This window comes from Sphingobacterium siyangense, from assembly GCF_023277505.1.
Taxonomy (GTDB): Bacteria; Bacteroidota; Bacteroidia; order Sphingobacteriales; family Sphingobacteriaceae; genus Sphingobacterium; species Sphingobacterium siyangense.
Genome location: NZ_CP080574.1, coordinates 4,896,783 through 4,918,168, shown reverse-complemented (window position 1 = coordinate 4,918,168; position 21,386 = coordinate 4,896,783). Strand labels below are relative to the sequence as shown.

Genomic DNA, 21,386 nt, shown 5'->3' with positions numbered 1-21,386 from the left:
ATTTTAATAAAATAAAATGTAAGTATTTGTTTTTGAATTGATTAAATTTTAAAGGAAAATAAAGAATAAGATAGTATTCTTAGAAATATCTTGCTTTAACTTTTTAATGGCGATAGAGATTTGATTTTCTACTGTTTTTGGAGAAATGTTTAGCTGCAGGGCGATCTCTTTGTTATTTAATTGTTCTATTCGACTGAGATAGAATACCTGTCTACATTTCTCTGGAAGGTTATCGATTAATTGTTCAACATAGTCGAGCAGCTCAGTGTATTCCATTCTTATAAGCGGGTCAAATGAATCTATGTAGTTGATTTCGTCATTTTTTAATTCAGCATGTTTCATCGTTTTTTTGATTTCATGGAATACTTCATAACGAATACAACTGAATAGATAAGTATGAATTGAATACTTTAACCTGATTTTCTCTCTATTTCCCCAGATTTTAATAAATACATTTTGTACCAGTTCCTGGCATACTACAGCATCTGGAAAGGTATGAAAAGCTGTTTTAAATAACTGTTGCCAAAAACGCGACATAAAGTGCTGAAGGGCCCGCTCATCGCCGTTACAAACCAATTCAAAAATTTGCATATCAGAGTAAACGGTGTAATCCATAATTACGGGATGTTTATAGTCGGTAGTTAAAACAATTCAAACTTAAATACAAAATAGCTAAAAAGCAAAATAAGAATATCATTGAAATTTCTGAAATCTTGACCACCTAATTGTGGAAATCATTGATCAGGCAATTTGGGTATAGTTGATACGCGAATTCAAAATGCGATTTATCTAAGTCTTTTTGGGAAAATTGGATTTTTCCGAAAAACCCGATTAAAAAAAAAACGGTTAAGGCCGCGTTAATGTAGGGCCTATTCTGATATAGAAAACTACAATAATTCTTCTGACAGTGATGAGCTAGAGAACTTCTTGAATAAATTTCGATGTTTTTGATATAGGAGTGTATTAAATTTAAAGTTCAAGTGCAAAAAATATTTAATGCCTTTTTAGAGATATAACCAATCTTTGTAAATTGCTATATTGCGTTGGTCAAATAAATTAGCCAAATAGATATGATCAAATACCTTAAGAAAAGGAAAGGTCCATTTTTTATCGCATTGATTTATGTCAGTATAGGTACACTATCTGTATGTTCTATTTATCCTGACGACCCGTTGTACAGCGATTGGGCAACTGTTGGATTAGCATTTACATTTCCGGTAACGATAGTCAGTTTTGGATATCGTTATGCCCAAGGAGATTTACTTTACCCTGTATTTATCATTCAGGCAATTATGTTTGTACTTACATTTTTTGTCCTGATCAGTATATTGAAAACTACCCATAAAAAATAACGGTGCAAAATAAGGGTGAAAAATGCAAATATCCCAGTCATCCAAGAGATCAAAGCTAGATTTCCGTCTATTTTTCCATTGTTAGTTGGTAAATATCGCCTAATCATCCTTATATTTAATAAATATATTTTTCGGAATTTTGCTGAAATCAATCTTAGTAATCAGATGAAAGCCTGTAACTACAAAATCGTTTACCTATGCATTAACGCCTCAACCCCTCCAACCAATTTCTTAAAATCAACAATAAACTTTGCCCAATCGAAAGAAAGTTCCTTATGTCCCCTGGCTTTGAAAAGATGGTTGTTGCAAAAATAATCCCAAACTTTTGTAAGTTCTCCAATCTTCCGAAATTCGAGAAGAGCGTCGAATCGTTCATCTTGATAGCCTAGATCGCCGGCCAGATTGTAAAAGTCTACAAAATCAGCGAGTGTATCCACAGAAACAGTTTCTACTTTAAATCCGTCAATAATTTCCTTGGGAGAATAAGTGACCGACTTGATAGGAGGTAAGTCTTTTATACCGGACAACCATGCTTCTAAATTAACAGGCGCTTTAAAGATACTGTTATTACTCTTCAACAAAGTCAGCAATTCTTCGATGGAAGGTGAGTGTAGTACTTTTCCATCAAGAGAGGTTAGCAGCTTATCATTTTCGTCAGTATCTTCATACCAGATGAAATATTTGCTCGAAGGGGAGTCTAATGGCACATAGCTCAAAATCCAGATCATATAGTCTTGACAATGTTCCAGAAACTTTTCGCTTTCGGTCAATATCTTACTATACGTAGTCCTCGTATTATCGATGCCCTCTTGCAAAGAAAATGCTGGGTTGGTGCTTTTATTGGTTAGTTTCGAAAGCGTAATTTGTAGCGCTAAAGGACTGAAAGCATTTTTAAACCTCGAATAGAGTGTAGTATAGATATTGAGCGCAAATTTTGGCTTGTGAAAGTAATGGCGTGAGATTAATTTTTTCAATATCTCAAATAGTTCTGGGTTTACTTTAGATCTTGTCCCTTTCCTAATTTCTATTTTCCAACGATAGTTTCTAGTGGTTCCGTTTTGATAAGTTATAGTAAATTTATAATAATCTGAGACCGAAAATTCGTTTTTCTCTTGTTTATAAGTACCATGGATATCGATAGTTTCTTTTGGTGCGATGTCATTTGGTATAATTTCTTGAATGTTTTTAGAAGTAATGGCCGGCAGAATGGTTAGAAATTCAGGTTTAATCGTACTTTTAAAAAACAGCTTGAGGCACCCTTGGAAATATTTGTTGGTCTTTCCCATTAAAAACGAAACTTCTCGTTCAGATATTTTTTTCTTTTTACAGATCTCATAGAAGTTAGTAAGAGTTTCAAAATCAGTTCTTAAGATGTTTTGTCTATTGATATTCCCCGTTTTTGATACGGGACTCGTCTTATTTTTATCCAAACGTTTCATAAGTTCTTGAATAGGCTTAACTGTTACTAACAAAAAATGAAATAAGGTCTTTTCTTTCAGTGTCGTTTGCGTAATTGAATATAAATAATTTTATTTGGTTATTTCTATGACTAATGCTATAAGAAAGGTTAGTAAAAAAGGATATAGATAAAATACGAAAGGACAATAAAATAACGATAATGCAAGAACTAATAGACACGATTAATTATGAATGGTAACAAAAAAATATATATTAGTTGGTCAAATTTTAAAGATAAAAGAATAAATTGTGGATATGTTATGAGCGTCAATATCTATAGAAAATAATTTATGAAAACAAGTTTGGTTATGTTATTGTTGATGTTCTATTTTACAGGTGTTAAATGTCAATTGAAAGATGAGAAGAAAGCAGTAGACGACAATTATCCAGTAATAAATATTGCAAAAAAACTTGATATTAATCAGGTCATTAAAATAGAGCTGTATCGGTTTAATCCAAAGAAGAAAAGTAACCAAAGTAAAGCTATTTCAATTGTATATAACAATAGAATAGCTCCTTGTTTTGATTATATTAGGACTATTAAGGATAAAGATAAATTTATAAAGATTATTACAGATCATCATACTTATGGCTCTGAAGATATTGCTTGTTTTGATACTGGCTATTCTGTTTTACTTTACGGAAATAAAGACGATATCGTAGGATATATTAATATCAGTATGAGTTGTAATAAATTGATTTCAAATCCAGAAATTAAAGAAAGGACCTATTACTCACGAGATGGACTTAGAAAAGTTGGATTTTCTAAAAAGGGGAAAATAAGTATTCAAAAAATTCTGGGTATTTAATCGAGCATGCTTGAAAAATTAGAAATGACAGATAAAGCATATTCCATTGAGGTATACCGACAAGCATATCATTTACAAATTTTTCTGTATACCATTAAATTCCGGCCTCCTCTCTATCAAAGTTGGCCTTTATTTTTGAGCAAACTTTAGGATTGTAGCATAACTTTACCCAGAAGTTTTCGATCCATCCAGCCCGTATAACAAGGGTAATTAATTTTTTCGTGTCCTGGACAAGCCAATTACGGTAATATCTTGGCACATCCCAGCATACCAATCGATAATATACTCGGTGCCTGGGATAAACTGTTTCGTGCCATTGTGGGTTTCCATTTTCCCTTGACCATAGCTAATTTCCTGTTTGATGTTAGCTACTAATGGCCATAATGGTATAAGGTCTAAATGATCCATATCGATTTAGTTCTAGTGTAGATATGATGCTATCGGCGTCTGTCGGAATGTTTTAGTTTTCAATGATAGTGACCTTAAGTCGTCAATAATGATTTCATCTTCTTGGAAATCAGTGATTATTTCTTCTTGAATGTTTGCATAATCCAAAGAATCAATTATTTCACCAGAGAGGATATCGAAAATATGTAGTGTACCCCCGGCGTACGCAGTTTGGTCACTCGCAGGCATAAATCCGTGAATACACGCCAAATTGCTCTCAGTAGTTATGATATTGTAACAGCAAATTCTATTATCTTTTTTAAGTTTCGAAAAATTTATTGTCCATATTGGTTTGACAAAGTTGTCGTGTGTAAAGCAGTGTAATGAATTTTTTTTGTCACTTACCAATAGATAGGTTTGGGTATTATCAAATTTTATCCAACTCGTACCGCCTATATTTTCAAGTTTTATTTCATCGAAATAATGATCGTCAAAGTGATATCTCAGAATAGATTTTTTTTCTGTTGGGATATAAACAATGTTGCTTTTAAGGTGTAAATCTGCATTGTAAAGACTTTTGTGAATTTTATCTTTTTTGAAAACCACCTCACCGTTTTTAATATTTACACAACATAATCCAGAATAATATTCGAGTAAAAAATAGTTAGATGACTTATCAATTATGCTTCTATATCCCAGAAATTTGTCAGTAGAAAAGAGTTGTTGTTTAGTTTCAATGTCAAAAGCTGTAATTGTCGTTTTATTTGCATTGCGTATTGTTAGCCAATTTTTGGATTTCAAAAGTATAATGTGGCCATTAGGGGCAAAATCTAAGAGACGGAATTCTTCGAAACCAAGATTATTTAAAATATTTAGGTTAGAATCTGTTAAGATTAAACCTTTTTTATCATCCTCTACAATAGCCTTATTAATCTGTCTTCTATTAACAACTCTTCTATTTTCGATTCTCATATTGTGATGGGGCTAAGATCCGGTGTTGTTATATTTTTAATACTTAGGATTTTTATACTACATGTTCTTCATTTCCAGATTTGAGCTTATTAGTTTGGTATAACTAGCTTAGCTTGGGAAAAGTCAATGGCTTTGTACCTATCTTCCATTTTCTTGTCGAGTATGACTTTGTCATCCGTGAATGAAACTGGAGGGGTTTTAAAATGCCAGGTTCCCAGATAGTTTAATGAGTTTTCTGTGATCTTAAAAGTAAAGCGTTCTAATTCATCTATACTTATCAGACCAGCGTTTACTTTATCTTCAAAACCATCCGTTGTATCCGTATTCTTAAAAATATATTCTGTAAACATTTTGCCACCATACCACTTACTATGGGTCCACCAATAATTTAGAATAGCGTAGTTACCCGGCTCGATAGTATATATGAAGATATTTTCCTTTGATGATTTGAATGTTGGTTTCACTCTAAATGCACAAACCTCCTTTGTATCTGTATTGATCAAACGTATGTCCTGCGGAAAACCGCCACTGCTGAATCCTAATCGTTGTATGAAGTTGCCATAGATAATAGCTTTCCCTTTCGGTATACCTTCGTTACTTGCGACATCATTGAGGTTTTTAAGATCTTGAGCATTAATCTGTATTGATAAAAAAACTAGGAATAGTGTTATTATACGTTTCATTTCTAAAGCAGATATTGGCTGACAAATATTCTTTGTAGACTTTATTAAGATTAACTAGCTGGAGATAAAGCTACAATAAATAGCTCATATTGTATATATCAATTATGAATTCTACGAATGATGACATCGGGAAATTTGATGCCATTTATCTAAGTTTTTTGGGTAAATTGGATTTTTCTGAAACCCCCGATTTTAAAAGAACAAAAATTTTTCTTTATGATGCACACAAAACATAATCTTAGCTACTTCTTAACCCTTATTTTGTTTTTTTGTATTGTGGCTTTGGGAAAGGCTCAGGTGCTCCCATTCTATAAGGTCACCCCCTTGGAGGACGATGATTATTTTACAAAAACTGTTTTTTCATTCAATCCTGCTTTTATGAAAAGCAATAAAGTAAAAAGCATTCTACTGCAGAGTGAAGAGAAGATTGGTATGAAATATATTTACAGTTTTAACACCGACGGTATGGTGGTAAGTATGACGAGCATACGATATAATAACGAAAAATCTGATACCGCTTTTTATACCAGATATTTTTATAATTTAAACGGACTCATCGATAAAAAAGCAAGGATAGATTATTCCAATGGCATCGTAAAAGTGAGTAGCTTCCAATACAATAAGAATAATAAAATTGATATCATCCGAATCTTCACATTGAATGCTCAGATGCCAAATAGGCCACAAAACAATGATTGGCAGGGAAAGCAATTTCCCGGAGTGGACAACATGATTTTAGAAGGTGCTTTACCGGACGAAAGCCTTTGGAAGAAAATGACAGCGAATAATGATTTTTCTTCCATGCAATATCGTTCCTATACCGAAAACGAATTCGAGGCAGAAGAACGTACCGAATATTTCAATTTTAGTAAAAATAGCGGCGGTTCAGACACGTGTTATCAAAAAAAGACGTATTACTATTTGAAAGGGCATCCGGTAGTGTTGTTTCTACATAATGGCTGTGCTGTCGAGAAAACACCATCTGAATTGTATCAATTCAAAGACGGACTTTTGGTACAGCTCACTGATGCACCTTCTTCCCCTGATCCCAAAACCGAAAAGTATGTCTACGACCAAAACCGAAACCTGAAACTAATGGAAGATAGTTGGAACGGACGAAAAGTAAGTGAGCTGGGAATGAGTTATGATGAAAAAGGCTTTTTGGTCTCTATACAACGAAAGTCAGATGCTGCCAAGGCTCATTATTTTGAAGATCGTATTCTAAAGGCAATTTATAGTTTTTACTAACTCAATAACCATTGCTTCTTTTCCATATTCCATTTTCATCGAGAATTTTTAAATAACTTTTAGGCGATTCTTCTAATTGAAAACATTGAACCAGTTGATCGGTTAAGGCAGTCAGAAAGTCAAAACAAACAGAAAAGTCCTCTTTTGAGTTGTAAAAGCCACCCCACTCATTTAAGCTCCAACAAAATATATCGCCCCTGTCGGTCGTAATCGAAATCACAATGTTAGGGGGATCTACGTCGTTTTTTTTGTAGTAATCATAGTTTTCTCCGCCCAACAATGATATTTCACGGGCAGGAATGTTGATTGCACTTATGTCGGAAAATAAAACCGAACCAAAACAGGCACTTGTAAATCCGTCCTTATTCAGCGTTACTATTTCTGTCGATTGTCGTTCGGAAGTCGTCTTAAATAGTTTATAAATAGCTATTAAGAGGAACGGAAATAATATCAGTAACAACCAGCTCGAGAGATCATGTGCAGGGCGTACAAGAAAAAGGGTAGTTGTTAGTGTAATAGCCAATAAAACCGTAAAAAACCAAACAAGAATGGCTGAGGTTTTGCTGCGGTTATTAAAACGAAATTGATAGCTCTTCATCGTAAGTTGAATTTCTAGTAAAAAACCATAACCTTTTATAATAAATATATGGATATTTTGTTGGTAATTAGTGAATTGCATGTAAATTGCTCTTGGATTACATACTTTTATGAATGAGATCGATGAAATGTTATCCCTATATGGGCTGAGCGAAAAGCGCAGTATTTTACGCTTGCTCGATGATTTTCAGGAAGAGGCGGAAATTAAAGAATATTGCTGGAAGGTTTTGAGAACTTACCCTGACCTTAAGAAAGAAGCCTGGTTAATTGGACTGGAAGGGGGCGATTATATCTACAGTTTTGAGGGACATTACGTTTTCATCACGGATGATATTTGGAGTTTTAATTTAATCGCGATGAAACCAGTATTAAAGTTGCTGGTAGAAAAGATAAAAGCCTTAAAGGCATCAGGTGAATGATAGACTTCGAAATTCAATAACCTGTAAATAAGATGTCTTCATTGTTGGATGTTATAATCAACTTATCATCGATCGTAAGGACTGCCGATTTATTAAAAAAATAGTTAGGCGAACAGCTCCAGCAGACTGTTTCCTGCTTATTAAATTTTGGCAGCGTTAAATTATCGGATATATATTACTCTTGTTACCCTCATAATAAAAATTTTCTTTCAATTTATTTTTGTATATTTATAAACCTCCCTACGTGCAGCACCTTGTCAAAGATACAAGAAGATCGTATGCAAGGACTTCACTTAAAAATCCAATAATGATTTCAGCAACAAAAAGAGGAATAGCTTTCCTATCCACTTATCCTCCACGCGCCTGCGGTATTGCAACTTACACAACAGATCTAATGAAGGCTATCGCGAGTAAATTTGAAGAGTCTTATCGACTAATTCCTATACCGATAGTAGATGGCAATACGTCTCAGGAAGATGGTCCACTAGGGAAATTAGATATAACAAACCCGCTCTCTTTCGACACTATTCTTGAAAACATTTTGTTTGATCAGGATATTAAATTGATCTGTATCGAACATGAGTTTGGCCTTTTCGTTGGTCAAGAAACTGAGTTCATAACTTTTCTCAAGGATCTTAATTCAGCACAGCTTGCTATTGTCGTGACTTTCCATACAGTGTTGCCAGCACCAGACCGCATGCTGCTCGAACATGTATATGCCATTGCTTATAATTGTTCGCAAATCATCGTGATGACACAGGGATCCGCCGATATCCTTACTAGTACTTACGAAGTTCCTACCAGTAAAATAACCGTAATTGCGCATGGTACGCATTTAGCTCCAGCGACGGATAAACACGCCATTCTTGAGCGATACAGCCTCGTGGACAAGAAAATCCTCAGTACATTTGGTTTACTTGGACCCAGTAAGAGTATAGAGACTACACTTTATGCGCTCCCCGCTATTATCGAACAAAATCCAAATGTAATGTTCCTTATTTTAGGGATGACACACCCCAATCTTTTACGATATGAAGGAGAGACATATAGAAACAAACTTGAGACAATAATAGACCAATATAACATTTCAGATCATGTCCGTTTTGTTAATGAATTTCTCTCAACAGAAAATTTATTGTCCTATCTGTCGATCACCGATGTGTATCTTTTTACGTCAAAAGACCCTTTGCAGGCGGTTAGTGGAACATTTTCTTATGCGCTGAGCTCTGGCTGTCCCATTGTGTCGACACCAATCCCTCACGTAAAAGAGGTTTTAAAAGAAGATATGGGGACCATAATTGATTTTGAAGCTTCTGACCAGCTTGCGGCTGCGGTCAATCAAATTTTAGATGATGAACTTAAATTAAGCAAGATTCATCGTGTGAATCTTCAAAAGATGGTTAAAACCTCCTGGCAGAACGTTGCTATAGCTCATGTTTATCTTTTTGAGTTACTTATAGATAAAAAGAGGGAAATGATATACTCAGTTCCCCCCGTCAACCTGGATCATATTTTTCGGATGTCTGAAGAACGCGGATTTGTTCAATTTGCGGATATCTCTATGCCCGACCTTGCAAGCGGTTATGCGTTGGATGACAATGCAAGAGCACTTATAGCGATGTTACATCACTATAAAATATATGAATCATATGAAACCATTGCTCTGATTCAGAAATACCTGGATTTTATAGGTTATTGTATGCAAGCAGATGGTACATTTCTGAATTATGTAGACAGGAGTGGCAATTTTACAATACAAAATAAACAGGAGAATCTTGAAGATGCCAACGGCCGAGCTGTCTGGGCTTTGGGTGAAGTGGTGGGCATGGCTAATCTTTTGCCTGAAAAGATAGTAAAACTTGCAATAGAGCTTTTGGAGCGGGCATCCAAGCATGCATTAGTTTACTATTCGACAAGATCGATGGCCTTTACCATTAAGGGCCTAAGTTTTATGAAAGGCAAAAATTATAAGGCTATCATAGAAGTCCTGGCAGATCGTCTAGCAGCTATGTTTGAACATGAGAGCTCTTCAGATTGGCAATGGTATGAATCTTATATGACTTATGGCAATAGTGTTATTCCAGAAGCCATGTTGATCGCCTATGAGACAACTAGGGACAACAGATATAGAGATATCGCCTATCAATCCTTTGATTTCTTATTGAGCAGGATTATTGTCGACGAAGAGATTCATGTGATTTCCAACAAAGGCTGGGCACATCGTGGCCAGCTGAGAACTGATCCCAGGGGTGGAGAGCAGCCCATTGATGTTGCTTATACTATTATTGCACTAGATAGATTCTATAAGTTTACAAAAGATGAGCAATATAAGAAGACCATCCGAATAGTATTCGACTGGTTTTTGGGACGGAATCATATTAGACAGATTGTTTATAATCCTGTTACCGGAGGCTGTTTTGATGGACTGGAAGAGCATGCTATCAATATCAATCAAGGTGCAGAATCCACCATAAGCTATCTAATGGCAAGACTTAAAATGGAGGATCATACGCACGAACCTATGAGTTAGTTTCTTTTGAACAGTAGGTGCTTCATTGTCAATTATTATTTGTATATTTAATACTATGATCTACTATTTCATATAACCCCATTTCGTAGGTCCAATATGATAAATACACTTGTTTTATCTTTAAATTCTCCACAATATATTTTCCGGAAATTTTTAGTTCAACAACTAGCTGCTAGCGTACCTCAAAGAGAGCACACGTTTTAGTTTACTTTTATTCCTCCCGATCAAGTATAAACATTGAAAAGGGAAAAGGATAATACGCACTATAAAATCCATACATCATGAGTAAAGACATTAAAAAGGAAAAAAGCACAAAAGAGAAAACGCAATCTTCTTATCAAAAAGAAAAAGATTCTGTTTCGAAAGACTTAACGGAGAATGTTTTCCGTAAAAAAAAGAAATAGGCAATTGAAAAGATAGCTTATTTGTTTGCACTTGCACAAAGGCAGATTAATTTGGAGCGGGTACAAAGGCTGGATTATTAGACCAGGCTTTTGCTCGCTTTTTTCTTTAACAAAACTGAATTTGAGTATCGTATATTATATCTTTATGATGCATAATTGTCGAGCATAAATCCTATAAAAAAATGATCAAAGCATCTATCATATTGGTATCCAAAGGGTAAAAACCACCTTTTCATTAAAGCATTTGACATGGATATCACCGCTGTGAGCCGTGATTATCTGTTTGGAAATATAAAGGCCCAATCCCAGTCCACCTTCTTTCTGGTTTTTTCTTCCAACAAAGGGCTTAAATAGGTTAGTGAATATAGGCGCTGCTATCTGATGGCCATCATTTTCTATCTGGAAGATAAATCTGTCACTTTCAATAGAGGACTTTATAACGATTGTATTTTCTGCCAAACCATGCCGAAATGAATTTCCTATGAGATTTGAAAACACCTGTGCCATACGCTCATGATCGCATGTTACTGGATGTTTTGCTCCGAGATTTGTCTGTACTTTTCTGTGGGGTGCACTTGTTTGGATCTCACGAAGGGCCTGAAGGATCACTTTATCTAATTCGACCAGATTTTTGTTCAGATGTATTCCCGTGCCGAGCTTACTCCGGGCAAAATCAAGCATGTTATCTATTAGACCTTTCATTCTATAGGACGAATCATAAATAAGCTTGGCCGTTTGTTTATGTTTTGCATTCTCGAGTTTGTCGGCGAGATATTGCGATAAGGTAATGACAGCACTCAATGGATTTTTTAGGTCATGCCCCAGCACGGATAATAGCGTATCCCTGCGTTCAGAGTATTGTAATTCTTCACCTAACAGGGCTTGGGTATTTTTTATTTTGGCGATCGAACTCAAATGAAAACTGATCAGTTCAGCTAGAAGTTCAAATAGTGGTGCTATTCGTTCTCTATCAATTGACACGGCTTTATAATCTATCGTGCAGAGGGTTCCAAAGAACAATCCATCATTGTCAACGATCGGGAATGCGATATAACTTTTAAAACCTTTTGCATACAATTTTCTTTTCCAATCTTCATTTTCACAGTGGTCGATATCGGGGATAATAATAGGAGCATGTTTATCATGTGCCTCATCTCCTAAGGTGTAATGTAATTCGAGCTGCTGCCCCGCTGTTACTCCGACTCCGAGCGAATCCCGTACAGCACAGGCTATCCATTGATGGCCATTGTGAGAGGTCACCAGCCCTAGATCCATTCCTGTATATAGACATATGGTGTTCAATATATTCTTTACTGCAGGAATATCTTCAATCCGCATGAGCAAATGGGAGATGGCATCCTTATTTTCTTTCATATCTGTTGCTGTTGGTAAAATCGAAGTCAATATCAATAACCAAAATATATCACTTTGTAAGGAATGACTATATAATTACAAATTGGAGAATAAGATGTTTGATTTTCTGTTCGAATCTTGTGTTAGCGGACTTTATGTCTAAATATAAGCAAAATTTAATCGTTTTTTAGAATCTAATCGTATCAAATAGTGGTGAATCCCAATTGGAGATACTTATTATTCCAGTTAAAAAGACCTTGATTTTCAATACAAAAAGATGTTTTTATACGTCTTCGTTGGAATATACACGTGAAATGCAGGTGATAGCTCTGCTAATAGAACTAATACTGTTCGATGGATGTTCTAATTTAAAAGCTCTAGGGCAATAAACTTTCTAACCATGGCAACACATAAAAGTAACGCAAGTGAAAATTCTGAAAAATGTATCTCTGATCGATAGAATTTAAAAAAACTCAAGATGAAAAAGAAAATTGTGGTGTGTGATGATGATATAGAAATACTGAATGCATTTTCTATAGTATTGGAGGATCAAGATACGATAGTTATAACGGTAGCGAATAGCTTAGTTCTGATAGACGTGTTGGACAGTATAGATGCTGATATACTTTTTTTGGATATTCATATGTCTGCACGTAACGGAGACCAAGTACTGCGAGACCTCAGGAGTTCATCTAAACATGATAAGCTGCCCGTAATTATGATTTCAGGTCATATCGATGGACGGAGTATTTCAGTGGAATGTGGAGCCGACGGATTTTTAGCTAAACCTTTTGATCTTATCGACTTGGAAAACTATATACGGAGATTTGTTTATGAAAGTGAATCTTAATATCAAATACTACGCACGACCATAAGGAAGAAACATGTTTTTTGAAATTTCCAATATTTTTGAAGAATATTATTGTTAATTTAATTGGTTCAAGGTTTCTTAAAAACAGTGATAGCCGAATTTTTTAACTAAAAAAGGTAATACATTTTTCCTCTTAATAATTTGTACTCTTGGTAATTATACGGTGTCGTTTCTTGCCTTTTTGCTAAATTAGCTTTGCCATTGATATTTAAATATAAACCTTTTAATCCTAACCAGATCAGTAAAGGAATTGGTCAATTAGAAAGATATAGGGCTGTTTTGGAAAAAAAAATTGGAGAAAGTTTTAATACTGTTTTAGCGTTTTATTAATTATGAATAAGATTAAATTTAAGCAAGCAATAGATCAAATTCTTTTACCACACAAGTTTGTTAGAAATAAAAATACTTGGATATTAAAAAGCCCTGAAATAAATAAAGTAATCTCAGTATATCAATCAAATTATTCTAATACCTATTATATTGACTATGGATTTATTATTAACAATCTTGAATTGAACGATCTTAACATGCACGTTTTTAAACGCCTAGGATCGTCAGATTATAATGAGCAAATTTCTATTAACAGCGTATTAAGTTTAAACAGCTCTATGTCAGAGCACGAAAGAGTTAGTCAATTAAAAGTCATTATTGAGGATAGAGCCTTGTCAGTTTTAGAAAAGGTAAATACAGCATCTGATTTATCGGAGTATATTCAGGGGTTTCCCAATTTAAATATGATTCCTCTTGTGGTGAAGAATTATTTCCATTTAACCAATCGTAAAAATGTTAAAATATGGGTTGCTAAAATTTTAACAATTTTCGGTTTCAATAAAGCATAAAAGTCGAAATACAAATCAGGTCATAAGGATCTTATCAGTTCAGGAGTCAGGGCAATTGGTATCAGAAATCTGCCCTGAGCATGGTATCAGTCAGGTACCATTCTATTCATGGAAAAGTATTATCTTTCGTCTCGAAAATCTATTTGAAAATAGGAGAACTTCGATCATTTTTGTCTTTTTGATGGCATACATGACATCCAATATGAGCCGGCCCTGCTGTAAATTTGTCGAACCAATTTTAACTCTATGGGCCAAATTAAGAATTAAAGAGATCGGAGAATTTGGATAATGGCATTCTTATATTCTTGCAAAAATTGATATCTTTATTTCCCATAGACCATTTCATATTTTTATTTAAATGCAAAAGTTGAATCAAGATCCCTTTTTATGGACTGAATTGCGGTATGCAATTGTATTCGATCGAGACCAGCTTGCATTTAAAACTTTATTTAAAAAATTTTATCCCGATTTATATGACTTTGGTCATGCAATTATTAAGTCACCAGTTCCAGTTGAAGATATTATTTCGGAAATTTTCATGAAATTGTGGCTATTGGAAGATAAGTTAATGGAAATTGAAAACATCAAAACTTATCTTTTTAGGTCTGTAAGAAATAATGCCATAAAATACCTTGAAAGGCAACATACCCATGTGGATATTTCAGAAATTATTGACTTTAACTATCAATATCCAAGTGTAGAGCAAGAATATATTTCCAGCGAAAACCTGAAAATTATACAACAGATCATAGACGAATTGCCTTCCAAATGTAAAATGGCTTTTACTTTAGTCAAGGAGCTTGGCTTTACCTACCATGAAACGGCTGCCATTATGGAAATTTCTACGAATACCGTTGACCGACACATTCAACTGGCGCTCCGTCGTTTAAGAGATTCTATTACTTGTAGAAAAATAAACAGCTAGAAATTAGTGTTTTAAAATTATTTTAAATTTCTATTGGTGAGATTCGTCTGTAATTGGCTCTTATATTAAAGACTCAAGCGTAAGATGGATCAAGATCAACTTCTAGTATTATTGAACAAAGAAATTCAGGGAAAACTAACACCTGAGGAGAAGTTACTGTTTGAGAAGCTGCTCATTGATAATCCAGATCACCAACTCCTTTATCATTTTATTAAAAATCAGCCACGAACTCCGTCATCAACCATCGAAAAAACTGAAATGGCATTTGATCAGCTATGGAAGAAATTGGAAGACAGTACTCCCGAAAACATTCCAATAAGGAGTAGGGTAAAAAAACGCTACCTCATTTATCTAGTAGCGGCTAGTATTGCAATCTTCTTTTTTGTTGGTATGTGGCGGTATTTGTCTCAACAAGAAGTTGTTGAGTATAGAATGAGTTATAGCAGCAATAAGGGCGAGAAACGGATAATTAGCCTGCCTGATGGGAGTACCGTTTGGTTAAATGGTGACAGCAAACTTTATCTGGCTACAGATTTCAATAAAAAGGAACGTCGGGTAAAATTGGTGGGAGAGGGCTTCTTTGCTGTTGCCAAAGATAAAAAACACCCATTTATTGTCTCATGTAAGGATTCCGAGGTAAAAGTATTAGGAACAAAATTCAATATCAGGGCATATCAGGACGAGAATAAAACACAGACTTCACTTGTGGAAGGGGCTATCGAGTTGAAAAGCCAAAATAGTGGCGAAACGTATAAGATGGTACCCGGAGAAAAGTTAATTATAGCCCACAATTCAATAGGATCCAAATTCAGTGATGAGAGCAGCGCAAATGGGGTAAAACGGACAGCACTTATTGTTCAGGACGGAGAAAAAATGCCCTCCGAAGCATTGTGGCTTGAGAATAAACTTTCTTTTGAGGCCGATCCGATGAATATTGTTGCGTCCAAAATAGGCAAATGGTATAACAGAAATATCGTAATCGACAATACCGAACTGGAGAAAACCACTTTTACCGGGACGATGGAGAATTATAGCCTCGAGATGGTTTTAAAGACTATTTTATTGGCCAATCCGAAGCTACATATCAGAGAAGAAAACGAATCAATTATTTTATATTAACCCTAAATAAACGATAATGAAAGATTATACATAAAGTTTCAAAAAAAGGATACACCCAATGATGTATCCTTCATGTTCATGAAATAAGAGTGCGAAGTCCCTGAGAAAGATAAAGCACTCTATGGTTCCATAATCAATTTAAAACTATGAAAAAAAATTTACATGGTCAGGTATTTTTTGCACGAAAATCTAGTACCATTAAATATGCATTAATGACAAAATTAACATTAGCGCTCACTTTTGCATTTACCGTAAAGGTCTTCGGAATAAGTACCAAAGCACAGGAAAAGGTATCCCTAAAAATAAAGAACACGGATCTTAAGACTGTTTTAAAAAACATTGAAAAGCAGACTAAAGTCAAATTTATATATTTTGACAACGTGATCGCCAATAAAAGCCTTCCCCTTATTTCTGTCGAGAACCAAAATTGGACCAACGCTTTAGCGCCATTGCTGAATAAATTTCAGCTCCGGATGGAGAATATGAATGAAAACACCTATGTGATCACTGTCAACAATAAAGAAGTCCAAGGGCTTGATATCAAAGGAAAGGTTTTGGATCGGCAGGGCTTACCTTTATCGGGTGTCACGGTAGTCGAAAAGGATAAGGACCGCGGTACAAGTACAAACGATAAAGGCGAATTTAATCTAAAAGTAAGCGGGCCAAATGCCATTTTACTTGTCAGTAATGTAGGCTTTATCAGCCAGGAGATTCCGGTTAGCCAATCATTTATGAATGTTGTCCTCCAAGAAGATCTGACCTCCTTGGAAGAAGTTGTTGTTGTTGGTTATGGTACACAACGAAAAGCAAATCTTACAGGGGCTGTCGCCTCAGTTGATATGGAAAAAGTGTTGGGAGATCGACCTGTAAGCAGCAGCTCTCAAGCATTACAGGGGGCTTTACCTGGTTTACAAGTTACTTTTGGTGGTGGACGTCCCGGAACATCGACAGAACTAAATATTCGGGGCGTTACTTCCATAAATGGTGGTAGTCCCTTGGTATTGGTCGACAACGTTCCTATGAATATGGACGATATAAACCCCAAAGATATCTTAAATGTCACCGTATTGAAAGATGCTGCCGCATCTTCTATTTATGGCGCTAGAGCAGCCTTTGGAGTCATTCTGATCACCACAAAGAAAGGATCCAGAAATCAGCCGACCAGCATCAATTACTCAAGTAATCTGACTTGGAGCCGTCCTTCAACGCTCCCTGAGAAAGCGAGTCCACTTGAATTTGTGCAGGCGTTAAAAGACTTTGGAAATACTTCGAATTGGGCCGGACAAAATGTCGATACCTGGCTTGATTTATTAAAAGACTATCAAACGGATCCAACAAAATATCCTGATGGAATAGCCGAGGTAAATAACACAAAGTATCCCCTAAAGGAATACGATTTATACAATGAGGTATTCCAGACTGGATTTGAACACTTGCATAATCTTTCTATCAGAGGTGGTTCGGAAAAGATTGCGTATAGGCTTTCTGGTATGTATAGCAACGAAGACGGTATTATGATTACCAAAAAAGATAGCTATAGCAGATATAATTTCAATGCTTATGTAAACGCTGAATTGTTCAAGAATTTTAATGCGAGCGTCAATGTCTTTTATAAAAAGGATAATCGCCTTACCCCGGCCAATATGGGGGAGATGTTTTATCGGGCTCTGACATTCGGGTCGTACCTTAATCCCGGCGAGACGATAGACAGCGATGGGAAAGCTATACCCTACGGTACACCCAACAATTATCTAAAATATGAAGATCCTTCACGCAGATATGAAGAGAATCTTAGACTCTTTGGTAAACTGGAGTATAATCCTTTACCGGGCTGGAATATCACAGCTGAATACACCTTCAGTAAAAATAATCTGAACAATAAAAATGCGCAGAACCGAAATAGGTATATGAACCCGAATAATTTTAATACGGAATACCTGTTCAATCAAGATTTTTATACCCGTTCTAATTCCCTGACAGACTATAATGCCTTAAATCTCTATACGAGTTACAGCCGTGCATTGGATGACCATAATGTGAAAGTTTTAGTGGGAACAAATTATGAGAAAAGTTATAACGAATCATTTTCAGCAACAAGATATGGGATTTTAAGTCCTGATTCACCTTCATTGGGGACAAGTACAGGGACACAAAATACATCCGACAGTTTTAGTCAGTATGCTATCCTAGGTTATTTTGGTAGAATTAACTATGATTATAAGAATCGTTATCTATTGGAACTGAACGGTCGACTAGATGGTTCCTCCCGTTTCCTCAAAGGTAGCAGGTTTGGCTTTTTTCCATCCGTTTCTGCCGGTTGGAATGTTGCTGAAGAACAATTTATGACGGGGTTAAAAAATAGTATCCCAATGTTGAAGTTCAGGGCTTCTTATGGGGAAATCGGTAACCAGGTCGTATTTGATACCAATAAAAATCAAGTTTATTTTCCTGCAATACCTCAGATGGGGACAGGCAATGCAAATTGGATTGATCCGAATACTGGCATCCGCTACCTGACGATAAATCCACCAAATTTAATCAGTTCTACTTTTTCCTGGGAAAAGGCACGTACTTTAAATTTCGGTGTTGACATTGCTTTGTTCAATAGCAAATTGAACGGAAGTTTTGACTGGTTTAGACGTCAGACAATAGGCATGCTTTATCAGGGGGCCGACCTTCCGGCAGTTCTAGGGTCACAACCTCCATTCCAGAATATTACGGATCTTGAATCAAAGGGATGGGAGCTGGAACTTTCCTGGAAAGATAAGATTAAAGATTTTAAATATTCATTTACATTCAATCTTTCAGATAATAGAGGTTTCATTACCAAAATCAATAATAGTGCTGGCTTAATCGATGGCTTCTACAAAGGAAAAGAACTCGGTGAAATATGGGGATATGTTACAGACCGTTATTATACGGTAGATGATTTTCAGGAAAATAGTTTAAATGCCAGTTTGTTAAATGGGAAGCTAAGAGAGGGAATTCCATATTTCAAAGGTGTTGCTCAGAATCCCGGAGATATTAAATATGCTGATTTAAATGGTGATGGTATCATCTTCAGTGGTACAGGCACTGTATCCGATCCTGGTGATATGAAGGTTATAGGCAATAATAACAGGCGGTTTCAGTTCGGTCTGAACAGTAATTTCTCCTACAAGAATATTGATTTGAGCGTATTTATACAGGGCGTAGGAAAGCGGGATCTATGGTTGAGCAATTTCTTGATGTGGCCATATAATAACGAATTCGGTACGCTCTATAAGGATAATCTAGATTATTGGACGCCGGACAATACTGATGCGACCTATGCGCGCGTCTATGCAAATGCAGGTTTAAATACATCAGCGAATCGAAGAACACAGACCAAATACCTTTCGGATGGCTCCTATCTTCGGGTGCGAAATATTACACTTGGCTATACCCTCGACAGAAAGACTTTACGGAGCAAAGTGATCGACAATATCAAGGTATTTGTTTCGGGCGAAAATTTATTTAAAGCTGATCACATGCCAAAAGGGATGGAGGCTGATGGTGAAAACATCGGGTCGGGAGGTATTTATCCATTCCTGAAAAAGTACAGTTTCGGCGTTAATGTCACGTTTTAAATCTTCAAAAACCGCAGAATATCATGAAAAAGAAATTTATCCACTATATCCTTTGTCTGGGGCTAGCCACATCGTTAACAAGCTGCAGCAATTTATTGGATCTCGATCCGGAAGGTACATTGACAGAGCAAAGTACTTTCACAAACTATAACAATTTTATTTCCTATGCTTGGCAATTCTATGGCACGTTTCCTGGCTATAGCAATGCTGTGCCCGATGCTGAGGTCAATGGCGACCTATTTGCCAAAGCTCAGGCTAACGCCACTTCTGATTGGGCTTGGCAGCGAATGGTCGTCCCATCAACAAGTAACGACTACAGTAATCCATTTGTGCAGATACGATCTATCAATGTTCTTTTGGATAATATTGAGCAAGCAAGCCAGCTATCTGAACCGGAAAAGAAGCATATCCGTAGTATTGGCTACTTTTTCAAGGCTTACCAATATATGGATCTCCTTAACAAATTTGGTCAGGCGATCTGGGTAGAGCGTACGATTAACGACGGCGATACCGATGTTCTGTACGGTACCCCTGGAACTCGTGATGAAATTGCTGCCCACATCGTTGAAATGCTCAGCTATGCCGGAGAAAATATCAAAGAAAATGGAGATGGACCCAATACCATCAATCGTAAGGTTGTCATGGCACTGACAGCACGCTTTGGCCTAAGGGAGGGGACTTGGAGGAAATACCATCAACTTAAAGACGCCGAGAAATATCTAAAATTGTCAACTGCTGCAGCCGAAAAAATTCTATCCAGTACGATACCGCTACTGAGCAATTACGACCTGCTGTTCAACAGTGAATCATTGGCGAATGTCGCTGAGGTTTTTCTCTATAAGCAGTATGAGTTGAATCAGATTACCCATGGTCTAGCATCGCTGGCGCGTAATTCCTCAGGCAGATGGGATCTCACCAAGAAAGCTGTGGATATGTATCTAATGAAAGATGGGAAAACACGCTGGGTGAGTCCAACATTTGCTGGTGATGAAAGTGCATATACTGAATTCCGGAATCGTGATACCCGTCTATACTTTACCATTCCACCTCCTTATAAAGTTAAAATGGGGAAGACAAATATGCTTTGGGAGTATTCGGATGATCCGAAGGACCGGGAGTATATCGATTTGATGGCCACACTATCAGACGACAAACATAAAACTTTACCCTGGATGAACTGGGAAGGTCTCATATTGAAAGAGGAACCACATTATGTCGATTTCACCAACGGACAGCCTTATAGTGTAAGCTATACCGGATATCGGTTTTACAAATTCAGTAACAAGATCAATAGAATCCAGAATGTTGATATCAACGATGCTCCTATATTTAGGCTCGGGGAATTGTTGGTCGGATATGCCGAAGCAAAATATGAATTGGGAGAAATCAACCAGCAAATTATCGATCAAACGATAAATAAATTAAGGTCACGCGCTGGAGTGGCTTCTCTGGAGTTAACGGCAATTCCGCCAGATCCCAAACGCGATGAGACGGTAAGCCCGGCGCTGTGGGAAATACGTCGTGAGCGCGCTGTTGAACTGATGGGTGAAGGGTTTCGTTTTGACGATCTCAGACGATGGAAAAAAATGGATTATGCCATTACACAAAAATTAGGACGATATATAACCAAGGGAGTCGATGTACCTGCTAATACGCCTATTCCTGTTGAAAACGGACAGACAAAAGGCTATATTGCCTACGAAGGTAAAGCACCATCTCCTTTTCCTGAATACTATTATTTATATCCGATACCTGCTGCAGAACTGGTACAGAATAAAAACTTAAAACAGAACGAAGGCTGGTAAAATAATT

The 21,386-nt window shown here is 36.2% G+C and carries 20 protein-coding genes; 13 read left to right on the top strand and 7 right to left on the bottom strand.

The annotated features are described in order from the left end of the window. Nucleotides 1-48: 48 nt before the first annotated feature. Complete coding sequence (locus K2F45_RS20740) at nucleotides 49-615, bottom strand: RNA polymerase sigma factor (RefSeq protein ID WP_248932344.1); 567 nt, start codon at nucleotides 613-615, stop codon at nucleotides 49-51. Nucleotides 616-1,070: 455 nt separating this feature from the next. Between K2F45_RS20740 and K2F45_RS20735 the strand changes: the two genes are divergently transcribed. After that, the gene (locus K2F45_RS20735) at nucleotides 1,071-1,352 is read left to right on the top strand and encodes a hypothetical protein (protein ID WP_248932343.1); all 282 of its coding nucleotides are present in this window, start codon (nucleotides 1,071-1,073) and stop codon (nucleotides 1,350-1,352) included. A gap of 191 nt (nucleotides 1,353-1,543) precedes the next feature. On the opposite strand, the gene K2F45_RS20730 is transcribed toward K2F45_RS20735, so the two are convergent. Continuing rightward, a complete protein-coding gene (locus tag K2F45_RS20730; RefSeq protein WP_248932342.1) occupies nucleotides 1,544-2,791 on the bottom strand; it encodes a hypothetical protein in 1,248 nt (415 codons plus the stop codon). A gap of 309 nt (nucleotides 2,792-3,100) precedes the next feature. Here K2F45_RS20730 and K2F45_RS20725 point away from each other — a divergent pair, with 309 nt between their 5' ends. Further along, a complete protein-coding gene (locus tag K2F45_RS20725; RefSeq protein WP_248932341.1) occupies nucleotides 3,101-3,619 on the top strand; it encodes a hypothetical protein in 519 nt (172 codons plus the stop codon). A 210-nt stretch (nucleotides 3,620-3,829) separates the two neighbouring features. On the opposite strand, the gene K2F45_RS20720 is transcribed toward K2F45_RS20725, so the two are convergent. From K2F45_RS20720 to K2F45_RS20710, 3 genes are all read right to left on the bottom strand, one after another. Further along, nucleotides 3,830-4,027, bottom strand: a complete 198-nt coding sequence (locus K2F45_RS20720) for a hypothetical protein (RefSeq protein WP_248932340.1) — start codon at nucleotides 4,025-4,027, stop codon at nucleotides 3,830-3,832. 12 nt (nucleotides 4,028-4,039) lie between these two features. Beyond that, nucleotides 4,040-4,978 carry a hypothetical protein gene (locus K2F45_RS20715; protein WP_248932339.1) on the bottom strand — a complete coding sequence of 313 codons (939 nt, stop codon included), beginning with the start codon at nucleotides 4,976-4,978 and terminating at the stop codon, nucleotides 4,040-4,042. An 89-nt stretch (nucleotides 4,979-5,067) separates the two neighbouring features. Then, nucleotides 5,068-5,661 (bottom strand): hypothetical protein, encoded by a 594-nt coding sequence (locus K2F45_RS20710; RefSeq protein WP_248932338.1) that lies wholly within the window; start codon nucleotides 5,659-5,661, stop codon nucleotides 5,068-5,070. 216 nt (nucleotides 5,662-5,877) lie between these two features. Between K2F45_RS20710 and K2F45_RS20705 the strand changes: the two genes are divergently transcribed. Beyond that, on the top strand, nucleotides 5,878-6,909 hold the full coding sequence (locus K2F45_RS20705; protein WP_248932337.1) for a hypothetical protein: 1,032 nt from the start codon (nucleotides 5,878-5,880) through the stop codon (nucleotides 6,907-6,909). A gap of 1 nt (nucleotide 6,910) precedes the next feature. Here the strand turns inward: K2F45_RS20705 and K2F45_RS20700 are convergent, their stop codons facing one another. Then, a complete protein-coding gene (locus K2F45_RS20700) occupies nucleotides 6,911-7,507 on the bottom strand; it encodes a hypothetical protein (RefSeq protein ID WP_248932336.1) in 597 nt (198 codons plus the stop codon). 109 nt (nucleotides 7,508-7,616) lie between these two features. Between K2F45_RS20700 and K2F45_RS20695 the strand changes: the two genes are divergently transcribed. The 3 genes from K2F45_RS20695 to K2F45_RS27385 all read left to right on the top strand — a co-directional run bounded on the left by K2F45_RS20695 (nucleotide 7,617) and on the right by K2F45_RS27385 (nucleotide 10,859). After that, the gene (locus K2F45_RS20695) at nucleotides 7,617-7,925 is read left to right on the top strand and encodes a hypothetical protein (RefSeq protein WP_248932335.1); all 309 of its coding nucleotides are present in this window, start codon (nucleotides 7,617-7,619) and stop codon (nucleotides 7,923-7,925) included. A gap of 307 nt (nucleotides 7,926-8,232) precedes the next feature. Further along, a complete protein-coding gene (locus K2F45_RS20690) occupies nucleotides 8,233-10,455 on the top strand; it encodes a glycosyltransferase (protein WP_145331011.1) in 2,223 nt (740 codons plus the stop codon). Between the two features lie 281 nt (nucleotides 10,456-10,736). Beyond that, nucleotides 10,737-10,859 carry a hypothetical protein gene (locus tag K2F45_RS27385; RefSeq protein ID WP_257787001.1) on the top strand — a complete coding sequence of 41 codons (123 nt, stop codon included), beginning with the start codon at nucleotides 10,737-10,739 and terminating at the stop codon, nucleotides 10,857-10,859. Nucleotides 10,860-11,057: 198 nt separating this feature from the next. Here K2F45_RS27385 and K2F45_RS20685 read toward each other — a convergent pair whose 3' ends face one another. Continuing rightward, a complete protein-coding gene (locus K2F45_RS20685) occupies nucleotides 11,058-12,233 on the bottom strand; it encodes a GAF domain-containing sensor histidine kinase (RefSeq protein ID WP_248932334.1) in 1,176 nt (391 codons plus the stop codon). Nucleotides 12,234-12,690: 457 nt separating this feature from the next. On the opposite strand from K2F45_RS20685, the gene K2F45_RS20680 reads away from it, so the two are divergent. The 7 genes from K2F45_RS20680 (at nucleotide 12,691) to K2F45_RS20655 (ending at nucleotide 21,379) form a co-directional block, all read left to right on the top strand. Next, a complete protein-coding gene (locus K2F45_RS20680; RefSeq protein WP_075993718.1) occupies nucleotides 12,691-13,062 on the top strand; it encodes a response regulator in 372 nt (123 codons plus the stop codon). A 216-nt stretch (nucleotides 13,063-13,278) separates the two neighbouring features. Next, nucleotides 13,279-13,413 carry a hypothetical protein gene (locus K2F45_RS27545; protein ID WP_420833007.1) on the top strand — a complete coding sequence of 45 codons (135 nt, stop codon included), beginning with the start codon at nucleotides 13,279-13,281 and terminating at the stop codon, nucleotides 13,411-13,413. A gap of 2 nt (nucleotides 13,414-13,415) precedes the next feature. Further along, on the top strand, nucleotides 13,416-13,922 hold the full coding sequence (locus K2F45_RS20675) for a DUF4304 domain-containing protein (RefSeq protein WP_248932333.1): 507 nt from the start codon (nucleotides 13,416-13,418) through the stop codon (nucleotides 13,920-13,922). A 358-nt stretch (nucleotides 13,923-14,280) separates the two neighbouring features. After that, a complete protein-coding gene (locus tag K2F45_RS20670; RefSeq protein WP_120336435.1) occupies nucleotides 14,281-14,847 on the top strand; it encodes an RNA polymerase sigma factor in 567 nt (188 codons plus the stop codon). 84 nt (nucleotides 14,848-14,931) lie between these two features. Then, nucleotides 14,932-15,966, top strand: coding sequence for a FecR family protein (locus tag K2F45_RS20665; protein ID WP_248932332.1), 1,035 nt, complete (start codon nucleotides 14,932-14,934; stop codon nucleotides 15,964-15,966). A gap of 146 nt (nucleotides 15,967-16,112) precedes the next feature. Further along, nucleotides 16,113-19,574: a SusC/RagA family TonB-linked outer membrane protein gene (locus tag K2F45_RS20660; protein ID WP_248932331.1), complete on the top strand. Its 3,462-nt coding sequence runs from the start codon at nucleotides 16,113-16,115 to the stop codon at nucleotides 19,572-19,574. 23 nt (nucleotides 19,575-19,597) lie between these two features. Next, nucleotides 19,598-21,379 (top strand): RagB/SusD family nutrient uptake outer membrane protein, encoded by a 1,782-nt coding sequence (locus K2F45_RS20655; RefSeq protein WP_201667537.1) that lies wholly within the window; start codon nucleotides 19,598-19,600, stop codon nucleotides 21,377-21,379. The last annotated feature ends 7 nt before the right edge of the window (nucleotides 21,380-21,386 follow it).

Bases quoted from the DNA above. Each gene is read 5' to 3' on its own strand.
- K2F45_RS20740 (WP_248932344.1), bottom strand. From the start codon at position 615: ATGGATTACACCGTTTACTCTGATATGCAAATTTTTGAATTGGTTTGT.
- K2F45_RS20735 (WP_248932343.1), top strand. From the start codon at position 1,071: ATGATCAAATACCTTAAGAAAAGGAAAGGTCCATTTTTTATCGCATTG.
- K2F45_RS20730 (WP_248932342.1), bottom strand. From the start codon at position 2,791: ATGAAACGTTTGGATAAAAATAAGACGAGTCCCGTATCAAAAACGGGG.
- K2F45_RS20725 (WP_248932341.1), top strand. From the start codon at position 3,101: ATGAAAACAAGTTTGGTTATGTTATTGTTGATGTTCTATTTTACAGGT.
- K2F45_RS20720 (WP_248932340.1), bottom strand. From the start codon at position 4,027: ATGGATCATTTAGACCTTATACCATTATGGCCATTAGTAGCTAACATC.
- K2F45_RS20715 (WP_248932339.1), bottom strand. From the start codon at position 4,978: ATGAGAATCGAAAATAGAAGAGTTGTTAATAGAAGACAGATTAATAAG.
- K2F45_RS20710 (WP_248932338.1), bottom strand. From the start codon at position 5,661: ATGAAACGTATAATAACACTATTCCTAGTTTTTTTATCAATACAGATT.
- K2F45_RS20705 (WP_248932337.1), top strand. From the start codon at position 5,878: ATGATGCACACAAAACATAATCTTAGCTACTTCTTAACCCTTATTTTG.
- K2F45_RS20700 (WP_248932336.1), bottom strand. From the start codon at position 7,507: ATGAAGAGCTATCAATTTCGTTTTAATAACCGCAGCAAAACCTCAGCC.
- K2F45_RS20695 (WP_248932335.1), top strand. From the start codon at position 7,617: ATGAATGAGATCGATGAAATGTTATCCCTATATGGGCTGAGCGAAAAG.
- K2F45_RS20690 (WP_145331011.1), top strand. From the start codon at position 8,233: ATGATTTCAGCAACAAAAAGAGGAATAGCTTTCCTATCCACTTATCCT.
- K2F45_RS27385 (WP_257787001.1), top strand. From the start codon at position 10,737: ATGAGTAAAGACATTAAAAAGGAAAAAAGCACAAAAGAGAAAACGCAA.
- K2F45_RS20685 (WP_248932334.1), bottom strand. From the start codon at position 12,233: ATGAAAGAAAATAAGGATGCCATCTCCCATTTGCTCATGCGGATTGAA.
- K2F45_RS20680 (WP_075993718.1), top strand. From the start codon at position 12,691: ATGAAAAAGAAAATTGTGGTGTGTGATGATGATATAGAAATACTGAAT.
- K2F45_RS20675 (WP_248932333.1), top strand. From the start codon at position 13,416: ATGAATAAGATTAAATTTAAGCAAGCAATAGATCAAATTCTTTTACCA.
- K2F45_RS20670 (WP_120336435.1), top strand. From the start codon at position 14,281: ATGCAAAAGTTGAATCAAGATCCCTTTTTATGGACTGAATTGCGGTAT.
- K2F45_RS20665 (WP_248932332.1), top strand. From the start codon at position 14,932: ATGGATCAAGATCAACTTCTAGTATTATTGAACAAAGAAATTCAGGGA.
- K2F45_RS20660 (WP_248932331.1), top strand. From the start codon at position 16,113: ATGAAAAAAAATTTACATGGTCAGGTATTTTTTGCACGAAAATCTAGT.
- K2F45_RS20655 (WP_201667537.1), top strand. From the start codon at position 19,598: ATGAAAAAGAAATTTATCCACTATATCCTTTGTCTGGGGCTAGCCACA.